General features: G+C 72.7%; 12 protein-coding genes. 4 read left to right on the top strand and 8 right to left on the bottom strand.

The annotated features are described in order from the left end of the window. The 3 genes from ABD901_RS51965 to ABD901_RS51955 form a co-directional block, all read left to right on the top strand. A partial coding sequence (locus ABD901_RS51965) for a putative PEP-binding protein (protein WP_345141723.1) occupies positions 1 to 1367 on the top strand: 1367 nt, incomplete at its 5' end. Between the two features lie 110 nt (positions 1368 to 1477). Continuing rightward, positions 1478 to 2344, top strand: a complete 867-nt coding sequence (locus ABD901_RS51960; RefSeq protein WP_345141720.1) for a universal stress protein — start codon at positions 1478 to 1480, stop codon at positions 2342 to 2344. A gap of 10 nt (positions 2345 to 2354) precedes the next feature. Then, positions 2355 to 2681 (top strand): HPF/RaiA family ribosome-associated protein, encoded by a 327-nt coding sequence (locus ABD901_RS51955; RefSeq protein ID WP_345141717.1) that lies wholly within the window; start codon positions 2355 to 2357, stop codon positions 2679 to 2681. A gap of 14 nt (positions 2682 to 2695) precedes the next feature. On the opposite strand, the gene ABD901_RS51950 is transcribed toward ABD901_RS51955, so the two are convergent. Further along, complete coding sequence (locus ABD901_RS51950) at positions 2696 to 3490, bottom strand: phosphotransferase (protein WP_345141714.1); 795 nt, start codon at positions 3488 to 3490, stop codon at positions 2696 to 2698. 38 nt (positions 3491 to 3528) lie between these two features. Then, positions 3529 to 4230, bottom strand: a complete 702-nt coding sequence (locus ABD901_RS51945) for an MBL fold metallo-hydrolase (RefSeq protein ID WP_345141711.1) — start codon at positions 4228 to 4230, stop codon at positions 3529 to 3531. Between the two features lie 181 nt (positions 4231 to 4411). Between ABD901_RS51945 and ABD901_RS51940 the strand changes: the two genes are divergently transcribed. Continuing rightward, positions 4412 to 5074: an MOSC domain-containing protein gene (locus ABD901_RS51940; RefSeq protein ID WP_345141708.1), complete on the top strand. Its 663-nt coding sequence runs from the start codon at positions 4412 to 4414 to the stop codon at positions 5072 to 5074. 122 nt (positions 5075 to 5196) lie between these two features. Here the strand turns inward: ABD901_RS51940 and ABD901_RS51935 are convergent, their stop codons facing one another. From ABD901_RS51935 to ABD901_RS51910, 6 genes are all read right to left on the bottom strand, one after another. Beyond that, a complete protein-coding gene (locus ABD901_RS51935) occupies positions 5197 to 5544 on the bottom strand; it encodes a carbohydrate-binding protein (RefSeq protein WP_345141728.1) in 348 nt (115 codons plus the stop codon). 196 nt (positions 5545 to 5740) lie between these two features. Then, positions 5741 to 6223 carry a LamG domain-containing protein gene (locus ABD901_RS51930; protein WP_345141705.1) on the bottom strand — a complete coding sequence of 161 codons (483 nt, stop codon included), beginning with the start codon at positions 6221 to 6223 and terminating at the stop codon, positions 5741 to 5743. Further along, the gene (locus ABD901_RS51925; RefSeq protein WP_345141702.1) at positions 6190 to 6375 is read right to left on the bottom strand and encodes a hypothetical protein; all 186 of its coding nucleotides are present in this window, start codon (positions 6373 to 6375) and stop codon (positions 6190 to 6192) included. Before ABD901_RS51925 ends, ABD901_RS51930 begins: the two co-directional genes overlap by 34 nt. Positions 6376 to 6689: 314 nt before the next feature. Further along, positions 6690 to 7547 (bottom strand): metallophosphoesterase, encoded by an 858-nt coding sequence (locus tag ABD901_RS51920; protein WP_345141699.1) that lies wholly within the window; start codon positions 7545 to 7547, stop codon positions 6690 to 6692. Positions 7548 to 7711: 164 nt separating this feature from the next. Then, positions 7712 to 8683, bottom strand: coding sequence for an Acg family FMN-binding oxidoreductase (locus ABD901_RS51915; protein WP_345141696.1), 972 nt, complete (start codon positions 8681 to 8683; stop codon positions 7712 to 7714). Then, positions 8683 to 11058 (bottom strand): phosphoketolase family protein, encoded by a 2376-nt coding sequence (locus tag ABD901_RS51910; protein ID WP_345141693.1) that lies wholly within the window; start codon positions 11056 to 11058, stop codon positions 8683 to 8685. Before ABD901_RS51910 ends, ABD901_RS51915 begins: the two co-directional genes overlap by 1 nt. Positions 11059 to 11150: the final 92 nt, after the last annotated feature.

Raw genomic sequence — 11150 nt, 5'->3', positions numbered from 1 at the left:
ACGACCTGCCGGGCATGATCGCCGCGCAGGGCATCCTGACCAGCCGGGGCGGCAAGACCTCGCACGCCGCCGTGGTCGCCCGCGGCATGGGCAAGACCTGCGTGTGCGGCGCCGACGAGCTCGACGTCGACCTCCACAAGGGACAGTTCAACGTGGACGGCCACGTGGTGTCCGAGGGCGACGTCATCTCCATCGACGGTACGACCGGACGCGTCTACCTCGGCGAGGTGCCCGTCCAGCCGTCCGCCGTGGTCCAGTACTTCGAGGGAGCCCTGGCCCCCGAGTCCGATCCGCTGCTGCGGGCCGTCGACCGGCTGCTCACCCACGCCGACCGGCGGCGCCGGCTCGCCGTGCGGGCCAACGCCGACACCGCCCGCGACGCGGCCCGCGCGCGGCGCTTCGGCGCGCAGGGCATCGGCCTGTGCCGCACCGAGCACATGTTCCTCGGCGAACGCCGGGCCCTCGTGGAGCGGCTGATCCTGGCCCGCACCGCCGAACAGCGCGACGCCGCCCTCACCGAGCTGCTGCCCCTGCAGCGCGCCGACTTCACCGAGATCTTCCGCGCCATGGCCGGCCTGCCGGTCACCGTGCGGCTCATCGACCCGCCGCTGCACGAGTTCCTGCCACCCCTGGAGGACCTCGCGGTGAAGGTCGCCCGCGCGGAGGAACGCGGCGAGGACCCCGGGCACGACCGGGAGCTGCTCGACGCCGTGCACCGCATGCACGAGGAGAACCCGATGCTGGGCCTGCGCGGCGTGCGCCTCGGCCTGGTGATCCCGGGGCTCTTCGCAATGCAGGTGCGCGCGATCGCCGAGGCCGCCGTCGCGGTCCGCGGCGCCCACGCCGAGATCATGGTGCCGCTCGTCGGGGCGGTGCAGGAGCTCGAGGCGGTGCGCGACGAGGCGCAGCGGCTGCTGCGCGAGATCGGCGTCGTCGCCCGCATCGGCACGATGATCGAGGTGCCGCGGGCCGCGCTGACCGCCGGCGACATCGCCCGCGCCGCCGACTTCTTCTCCTTCGGCACCAACGACCTGACCCAGATGGGCTGGGGGTTCTCCCGCGACGACGTCGAAGGGGCGTTCTTCACGCGGTACCTCGAGCTGGGCATCTTCGGCGTCTCGCCGTTCGAGTCGATCGACCGCGACGGGGTCGGCCGGCTCATCCGCATCGCCGTCGACGAGGGCCGCGCCGCCCGCCCCGGCCTGCGCATCGGCGTCTGCGGCGAGCACGGCGGCGACCCGGCGTCGATCCGCTTCTTCCATGAGGTGGGCCTGGACTACGTGTCCTGCTCGCCGTTCCGGGTGCCCGTGGCGCGCCTGGAGGCCGGCCGCTGCGCGGTCACCGCCGCCGGCTCCGACACCCGCTGAACGCCCGGCCGCGGCGGGACCTAGGTCCCGCCCGGACCGCGCCGATGTCCTCTGCCGCGTCGACGGTCCCCGATCGAGGCTGAGGTCAGGAACCACCCGAGGAGGACGGGATGAACGCCACCATCACTGCGCAGCGGATCGTCGTCGGCTACGACGGCTCGGACGAGGCCCGCTGGGCCGTCGACTGGGCCGCCGGCGAGGCCGAGCGCACCGGCTCCCAGCTGCAGATCCTCACCGCATACCAGCTGGCCTGGCCCGGCGCCTACTACGCCGTCGCGGCCGAGCAGTTCGAGCTCGCCCGCCAGGCCGCCGAGCAGACCGTCGACGAGATCGTCGCCCGCGTCCGCGAGCGCGGCACCGGCATCGACGTCTTCGGCACCGCCGTCGACGGCCTCGCCGCCGCGGCCCTGCTGGACCTCGCCGACGCCGGGGCCGGGACGATCGTCGTCGGCAGCCGCGGCTCCGGCGGCCTCACGGGCCTGCTCATGGGCTCGGTCAGCCAGCAGGTCGCCACCCACTCGCCCGTCCCGGTCGTCGTGGTGCGCGGCCGCTCCGCGGCCACCGACGGCCCGGTCGTCGTCGGCGTCGACGGCTCCGCCTCCAGCGACGACGCGCTCGCGCAGGCGTTCGCGGCCGCCCGGGCCCGCGGCACCGAGCTCGTCGTCGTCCGCGCGCACGTCACCCCGCCGCAACCCGCCCTCCCGCCGCCCGACCTCGAGGCGCACGAGCGGGCCGCGCTGGACGCGTCGCTGGCGCCCTGGCTCGTGCGGTACCCCGACGTCAAGGTCGAGGCCCTCGTCGCCGCCGGCCGCGCGGCGAAGGTGCTGGTCGGCGTGTCGCACACCGCACAGCTCGTGGTCGTCGGCAGCCGCGGGCACGGCGGCTTCGCCGGCCTGCTGCTCGGCTCGGTCGGCCAGCAGCTCATGCACCACGCCGAGTGCCCCGTGCTCATCGTCCACCACCGCAAGGCCCGCTGAGGAGGCGACGATGTCCCGCACACACGACGAGATCGAGGTCAACGTCCAGCTGCAGCCCGGCATGGACCCGGCCCTGCAGCGGTACGCGCGCGAGAAGGTCGGCGCCGTGCTCGGCCACACCGCCCGCCCGGTGCTGTTCGCCCGCGTCCGGCTGGACCGGATCGCCAACCCGTCCGCCGCCCACCCCGTGACGGCGCGCGCCGAGATCGACCTCAACGGCCGGATGCTGCACGCCGAGGCGTGCGCCGACACGCCGTTCGAGGCCCTGGACCTGCTGCAGGACCGGCTCCAGGCCCGCCTCGACCGCCAGAACGAACACACGCACGCGCACCGCTAGGACGGCGTAGCTCGTCAGTTCGCGAACAACCAGGCAAGACTGCGTTCCGCGGCCCGGGCGTACTCGATCCGCCCGGGCTCGCGGCCGTAGGCGAGGTCCTCCAGCGCGGCGCACCGGGCGAAGAAGGTGACCCGCTCGCCGAAGCCGTCCGGCACATCGCCGTAAACGGCGAGGACCTCGCCGAGGAACTCGGGGCCGAAGTCGCGGTACAGCCGCGCGAAGTCCAGGGCCGGGTCGGCAACGGCGGCGTCGGTCCAGTCGATCACGCCCGTGACGGCGCCGCCGTCCTCGAGGATGTGCTCGGCGCCCAGGTCGGCGTGGGCGAGCACGCGCCGCGAGCCCGGCTCCGGAACGCTCTCCCGCAGCACGCGCAGGAGCTCCGCCGGCCCGTCGAGGTCCTCGAGCCACTCCGCCGGATGCGCGTCCTCGACCGGCGCGAGGCCCTCCACCGCGGCCAGATCGATGGCGTGCAGCTCGCGCAGGAACCGGCCCAGCGGCCGGGCCAGGCCCGCGGGTACGGGCCGGCCCAGCATCGGCCGGCCCGGCAGCAGCGGGTAGGCCAGGACACCGGCGTCCGCATCGGCGAAGCGGACCGCCGGCACCGGCAGGGACACCCGCGGGGCGACCATGGCGAGCAGGGCGGCCTCCCGCGGCACCACATCATGCTCCGCCACCCGCAGGACCATGTCCCCGGCGAGGAAGGCCGTGTTGTCCAGTCCCCGGCCCAGCTCGCCGAGGGCGGCATCGGCCAGCTCGGGAACGTGCGCCCGCAGCGCCTGCCGGGCACGCGCCCGTGTGTCCAGTGGCATGCCGGCCCCCCGAATCGCCTGAACGAGTGATGACGCCGTCAGCGAACCGCGGCGCGGAGGCTGGTGGCGGCGTCGCCGATCACCGGCTGGCCGTGTCCGAAACAGGCGATGTCGGTGTCGAGCTCGGCCTGCCGGCGCAACGATGCCGTCGCCCGGTCCGGGTCGACGTTGAACACCCCGAGCATGACGGTGCCGTCGTGGCCGCGGGCGATCGTGTCGCCGGTGAACAGGACCCGCGGCTCGGGCAGGTAGTAGGCGACGCTGCCGGGGGTATGTCCGGGCGCGGCCACGCACACCGCGTGCACACCGCCACCCAGGTCGATGTCGTCGCCATCGCCGACCTCGCGATCCACCCCCACCGGCGCCGGCGTCTCGGCGGGCATCTGCGAGTGGACCTGGTCCCACAACCGCTGTTCCCAGTCCGACAGCACCGGCGGCGGCACGGCGGCCTCCCCCCGGATCACCGGTGCGTCGAGGTGGTGCGCGACGACCTCCACGTCATGCCAGCCCGCCACCTCCGCCGCGGCGCCGACGTGATCCGCATGACAGTGGGTCAGCAGGACGCGCCGCAGATCCGCCCGCCGGTACCCGAGCTCGCCGATCACCCGCTCGATCTGCTCTCCCGACCCGGGCACGCCCGTGTCCACGAGCGTCAGCCCGTCCCGGCCATGCCACAGGTAGGCCTGCCCGACCGGAAAGCCCAGCATCACCAGCTGAGGATGCAGCACCACGATCTCCACGCGCCGAGGCTATGTCGGCCCGCGACTCCGCGAACAGACCGATTCGCTACGCGCGAAACCGTGCTGGCCGTCGAGCTCACCCAGCTCCTCGTCGTCCAAGCGCTGCCGATGCCCGCACGGTCCCGAGGTCCGGCGGAATATTGCGCGGCGCGCCGCGGCCTGGACGGCTAGGTTGTCGGGCGTGGGCAGGATTGTCTCGGTCAACCTGGCGGTACCGGAGCCCAACCCGGCCAAGGGCGTCGGCATCACGGGCATCAACAAGAGGCCGGTCGATCACCTGGTCATGGTCCGTGCGCCGGGCCCCAAGACGACCGGACTGCACAGCGGCCTGGTCGGCGACCAGATCTTCGACGTCGAACACCACGGCGGCGACGACCAGGCCGTGTACGCGTACGCGCGCGAGGACTACGACTGGTGGCAGGCCCGCCTGAGCCGCCGCCTGCCCAACGGCCTCTTCGGCGAGAACCTGACGACCGAGGACGTCGACGTGAACGGCGCTGTCATCGGCGAGCGGTGGCGGATCGGCCCACGCCTGGTCCTCCAGCCGACGTTCGGCCGCATCCCGTGCGTCACGTTCCAGCACAAGATGGGCGAGCCCCGCTGGGTGAAGACCTTCAGCAGGGCGAACCGCCCGGGCGCCTACCTGCGCGTGCTGGAGCCCGGCGAGGTATGGGCCGGCGACCCGGTGACCGTGGAGGACCGCCCGGCGCACGGTGTGACGATCGCGCAGGCCTTCCGGGCGTACATGACCGAGCCCGACCTGCTGCCCGAGCTCGTCGAGATCGAAGGCCTGCCCGACGACCTGCGCGAGACCCTCGCGGAGCGCCTTCCCCGGCGGCGGTGACCCGCGATGCGCACAGCGTGAGCGATGTGGCCGCGGTCGTACACCGCGGCCACGTCCGTCTTCAGTTCCAGCGGCGCTCGATTCCAAGCGACGCGGTTTGCGCGATCGGCCCGCTGCGGCGGTCAGTGCGCGAAGGTGATCCAGTCGAGACTGACGAAGTCGGCGGGCTGGCCGCTGGTGAGTGTGACGTAGACGGTGTGGGTGCCCGTGACGGCGGACATGTTCGCCAGGACGTTCCGGAACGTCGTCCAGCCGCCGGTGTTGGCGATGGCGAAGCTGCCCAGTACGGGGCCGGTCGGGCTGTCGATGCGGACCTCGACCAGGCCGGACACGCCGCCGGCGGCGCCGGAGGCGGCCTGGGCCTTGAACTGGGTGGCCGGGGTGCTGCCGAAGTTGACGCCGTCGAAGCGCAGGTAGTCCCCGTTGCCGGCCGGGCCGACCGCGCCGCCGGCTGCGCTCGTGCCCTGGATCTGGTTGGCCGACTCCGCCTGGATGATGGAGTAGGCGTCGCGGTTGCCGGCCGGGCTCGTCGGCGTCGGGCTCGCCGTCGGGCTGGTGGTGGGGCCGGTCGTGGTGGGGCCCGTGGTGGGCTGGGTGGTGCCGGGGGCCGGCGCGTTGGCGCCGCCGCGCCATGATGTCGATCTCGCCGACGGTCGGCCAGTTCCATCAGTTGCCGCGGTAGGCGCCGGCGAGCATCCAGAACGCCGGCCAGTAGCCGTTGGACTGGCCGTTGGCCGCCTCGGGCAGCCGCAGCCGGGCCTCGACCCGCAGCTTGCCGCCGGCCGGCGGCTGGAAGTCCTGCCGGTTGGTCTCGATCCGGTCCGAGGTCCAGCCGCTCAGGCCGTTGCCGCGGGCGGTGATGCTCATGACGCCGTTGGCCAGGGACACGTTGTTGCGGGAGTTCGTCTCGACCTCGCCGGTGCCGAAGTTGGACGGGCCGCCGGGGTAGCTGGTGCCCTCGGTGTGCCGCCAGTCGCCGCTCAGCGCCGAGCCGTTGAAGTCGTCGAGGAACGTCTGGTTCCAGCCCGACGGCGTCGGCGGGGCGGCGGCCTCGGCGTGCAGGGCGCCGGCGATCGCGGCGCCGGCGGCGACGGCCAGGACGGCCAGGGGTGTGATCAGACGTCTGAGGGCGGGGTGTCGTTGGTGCATGGCTTTCCTTTCAGTGTTGGCGGGGGGTTGGTGATGGTGATCGGAATGGTGCTGCCGCTGACCGCGGCATCGGCCTCGGTGAGCGCCACGGCCAGTGACTGCACGGCCGCGGCGACGGCGACGGCGACGAGCAGTACACGTTTCTTGGGCACGGCGACTCCAGGAAACAGCGATGGTTGAACGCCTCACGTTTGGCGGCATGAGAGCGCTCTCAGCATCTGTTCCATCGACGTAGATTGTCAAGACGAACGAACAGCCAACCTTCCTAACCGCCTCTGAACTGTCAAAACATCACACGCTCGCGTCATTTTGTTGAATTTGACCGCCAACAGGAGCGCCAAATTGAGCGTGTCAGAGAGCGCTCTCTGAATGTGTCACCATGACGGCAAGACACAATTCCGGCGATAATCGTGAGAGCGCTCTCTCACTCAAAGACGCACGCCCGGCCCGGCGTCGGCGGGCTCGTTCAGATGCGATGTACCGCCCGCGCGCCGGGGTACAGCCGCCGCAGGCCGTCGCGGGCGACCTCGGCGGCGCTGCCCGCCGGCCGGGCGAGATCCCACTCGAGATACAACTTGTCGCCGTCGTAGCAGCCGAAGCTGCTGGAGACGCACAGCAGCGGCTCGTGCTCCACCAGGTGCCCCTCCCGCACGATGTCGTGCCCGAAGACGGCCACCCTGCACCCATCGTGCAGGGCTCGGAGAAACGCGAAACCCCGCTCCGCAGAGGTGGTACGAGCCCAGAGCAGCGCCCCGAGCGGTCCGGTCGATGCCATGTCGGTCAGGGGCGTCGATTCGTACCCGGCCAGCGCCAGGTCGTCGAGGTCACGAGGCCCGGAGATCTGCGCGTGCGGCGCGGCGTGGGTGAAGGCGATGGCCGCGACCGGCGCGACGGCCGCGAGCGCCCAGCCCGCCAGCCACCGCCGGATCGGGTCGAAGCCGCCCGAGGCGTACTGCCGCTCCAGGTGGGCCGCCTCGTCGGGATGGAACTTGCCCAGTTTCGGGCCGCCCAAGTGGGCATGCTCGTGGTTGCCGAGCAGGAAATGGACCTGCCGCGGGTAGGCCGCCTGGAGCTGCCGGGCCTCGGCGAGCAGTTGCGGCGTCTCGTCGGGATAGAAGTCGCCGAGGTGCTCGGGCCACTCCTGCGGGCCGATGGCCGGGCCGTGCACAAGGTCGCCGCAGAACAGCAGGTGCGGCCGCGGCCCCGGATTGTCCACGATGGACCTGAACCGGGCCGCGATGGCACGGAAGTCCGCGAGGTTGCCGTGCAGGTCGGTGACGGCGAGCAGCCTGCCCTCCCCCGGCAAGGTCACCAACCGCGACATCCGCCCACGATGGCACAGCGGACACCCGCAGTCCACCGACGCGGCTGTTCGGCGCCGGCAGCGCCGCCGATGAGCACGCCCGCCTCGCGGTGCCGGCGGGGTCGTGCGTCTCGGCCGGCGCCGCCGGCTTGCTGCTGTGGTCACACTGCCGCGGAGAACGAGCCTCAGGCCGAGGGCGGCTCGATCTCGATGACCTGTTCGGCGGGCAGCCGCGGGGTGTGCGGCGGCCCGGCGTGGTCCGGGTCGGCGGTGCCGAGGCGCAGCACCAGGTAGGCGTACCCGAGCTCGCCGAGCATCCGCCGCAGCGCCTGCCGGGTGAAGTCCAGCTCGACCGGGCTGCTCAGCGGCAGCACCGCCGCGCCGTGCTCGGTCGCGGACAGCCACAGGTGCGACAGGGCCTCGCCGGCCAGGAGCCAGTCGCGGGGCTCGTCGCCGTCGCCGTACAGGATCGCGTAGGCGGCGGCGCTGTCGTGCCCGGCGCCGGCCGAGAGGGTGCCGGTGACGCCGAAGTCCCGCTCCGCGACCGTGGTGAGCGGCAGCTCGGCCGGGATGACGGCGTCGGGCAGGCCGGTGCCCTCCGGCCGGTCCCCGCCGACCCACTCGTCGGTCTCGGCCCGCATCCGCTCGTCGTGGCGCTGTGCCTCGCCGGAGTGCTCGATCATGACGGCGAGCTGCAGCACCTGGTCGCGGTTCAGCACGTGCAGGCGGGCGCCGCCGTGGCGGGCCGCCTCGGCGAGCGCGTCGCGCACGTCGGGCGGCACCGGCTCGTCGCTGACCACGCGCCGGTCGGTGTGCCGCACCCGCAGCAGCTGCATGCGCTGCATCGCGTGCGGGTCGGCGGGCGCATGCCGCTCGGCGTGCACGACGGCGAGCGGCTCGCCGGCCGGGCGCTCGACGCGGTGCTCCCAGCCCTCGGCGGCGAGGCCGACGAGGGCGTGGTGCAGCGCCGCGCCGCAGCTGAGGATCATGAGCCGGCCGTCGGGGTCCTGCTCCTGCAGCTGCCGTTGCGGTACCGCATAAAGCTCCAACGTGTCACCGCGGACCACCCACCGCCAGGGCTGGGTGTTGTGGACCGACGGCGCCAGCCGGGCGGCATCGGCCGCCGCGGCCAGCGCGTCGGTGACCGACGGGCCCATCAGAGGCTCCAGTCCCGGACCTCGGGCATGTCCTCGAGGTGCTCGACCACGTACGCCTGGTGCTCGGCCAGCTTGCGCTCGCACCACGCCTTGAGCTCGGCGGCGCCGGGCGGCAGCCGCTTGGCGTTGTTGATGGCGTCCATCACCAGGTGGTACCGCGAAACGCCGTTGCGAACCGTCATGTCGAACGGCGTCGTGGTCGTGCCCTCCTCCACGAAACCGCGCACCCGGAACCGGTCGGCGTCTGGCCGGCCGTGCACCAGCTGGTGGATCGCGCCCGGGTAGCCGTGGAAGGCGAACACCACGTCGACGGTGTCGGTGAACAGCTCGGTGAACAGGGTCTCGCTCATCCCGTGCGGGTGGTCCTTGCGCCGCGGCAGCGTCATCAGGTCCACGACGTTGACGACCCGCACCCGGAACTTCGGCAGCCGCTCCCGCAGGATCTGCGCCGCGGCGACGGTCTCCATCGTGACGATGTCGCCGGCGCAGGCCAGCACGATGTCGGGGTCCGTGCTGCCGTCGTCGGTGCCGGCCCACGACCAGACCCCGGCGCCGCGGGCGCAATGCTCGACCGCCGCGTCCATGTCGAGGTACTGCAGCTGCGGCTGCTTGTCGATGACGATCAGGTTGATGTACGACCGGGAGCGCAGGCAGTGGTCGGCGACCGACAGCAGGCAGTTGGCGTCCGGCGGCAGGTACACCCGGGCCACGTCGCCCCGCTGGGTGAGCACCACCTGGATGAGCCCCGGGCCCTGGTGCGAGAAGCCGTTGTGGTCGTTGCGCCACGCGGTCGAGGTGAGCAGCACGTTGAGGCTGGGCACCTTCGCCCGCCACGCCAGCCGCTTCGCCTCCTGCAGCCACTTGCCGTGCTGTACCGTCTGCGACGCCGACACCATCGCGAACGCCTCGTAGGTGGCGAACATCCCGTGCCGGCCGGTGAGGTTGTACCCCTCCAGCCACCCGTGGCAGTTGTGCTCCGACAGCACCTCCATGACCCGCCCGTCGCGCGAGATCGCGACGTCCTCGGCGCTGACCCGCTCGGCGAAGGCGCGGTCGGAGGCCTCGAACACGGCGCCGAGGCGGTTGCTGTTGGTCTCGTCGGGGCAGAACAGGCGGAAGCGGTCGGGGTTGTCGCGGTACACGTCGCGCAGCAGCTCACCCAGCCGCCGCGTCGACTCGGCCCGCTGCGTGCCGGGCGCGGCGACGTCGACGGCGTACCCGCGGAAGTCCGGCAGGTCCAGGTCCCGCGTGACCCGGCCGCCGTTGGCGTGCGGCGACGCGCTCATGCGCAGGTCGCCCTCGGGGGCGAGCTCGCGGATCAGCGCCACCGGTGCGCCCTGCTCGTCGAAGAGCTCCTCCGGGCGGTAGGAGCGCATCCAGCGCTCGAGGATCGCCAGGTGCTCGGGGTTCTCCTTGACGCCGGACAGGGGTACCTGGTGCGAGCGCCACGTGCCGGTTACCTTGACGCCGTCGACCTCGGCCGGCCCGGTCCAGCCCTTCGGCGAACGTAGGATGATCATCGGCCAGCGCGGCCGGGCGCCGTCCCAGTCGCCTTCGCGGGCCGAGCGCTGGATCTCGCGGATCCTGCCCCAGGCGTCGGCGAGGGTCGCGGCGAAGCGGTGGTGCATGCCGGGCAGGTCGTCGCCGGAGACCTCGAGCACCTCGTAGCCGTGGCCTTCGAGGAGCGAGCGGACCTCGGCCGGGTCCTTGCGCCCGAGCACCGTCGGCCCGGCGATCTTGGCGCCGTTGAGGTGCAGGATCGGCAGCACCGCGCCGTCGTGGACCGGGTTGAGGAACGAGATCCCCTTCCACGAACCTTCGAGGGGCCCGGTCTCGGCCTCGCCGTCGCCGACGACGGCGACGCTGATCAGGTCGGGGTTGTCCATCACCGACCCGAACGCGTGGACGAGCACGTAGCCGAGCTCGCCGCCCTCGTGGATCGACCCGGGCGTGGTCACCGACACGTGGCTCGGGATGCCGCCCGGGCTGGAGAACTGCCGGAACAGCCGCAGCATCCCCGGCTCGTCGAGGGAGACCGCAGGGTAGATCTCGCTGTAGGTGCCCTCCAGGTAACCGGCCGCGACGAGCGCCGGGCCGCCGTGGCCCGGGCCGGCGAGGTAGATCGCTTGCTGGCCGGTGAGCCTGATGAGCCGGGAGACATGGGCGTAGATGAACGACAGCCCGGGGCTGGTCCCCCAGTGGCCGAGCAGGCGCGGCTTGATGTCGCCCGGCTCGAGCGGGCGGCGCAGCAGCGGGTTGGCCTGCAGGTAGATCTGTCCGATGGTGAGGTAGTTGTCGGCCCGCCACCAGGCGTCCAGGCGCGCGACGTCCTCGTCGCTGAGCTGACCGACCTGGCGTTCCGCAACAGTGGTCACCGCTGTTTTCCTTCCCTCGGATTCGGTACCGCATGAGCCTCGGCGGCGTTCTTGCTCCAACTCCAGGATCGTGCACCGGCCCGCACCCGCGG

The sequence above is a fragment of the Dactylosporangium darangshiense genome (genome assembly GCF_039537565.1).
Taxonomy (GTDB): Bacteria; Actinomycetota; Actinomycetes; order Mycobacteriales; family Micromonosporaceae; genus Dactylosporangium; species Dactylosporangium darangshiense.
This window is presented reverse-complemented; position numbering and strand designations above follow the sequence as displayed.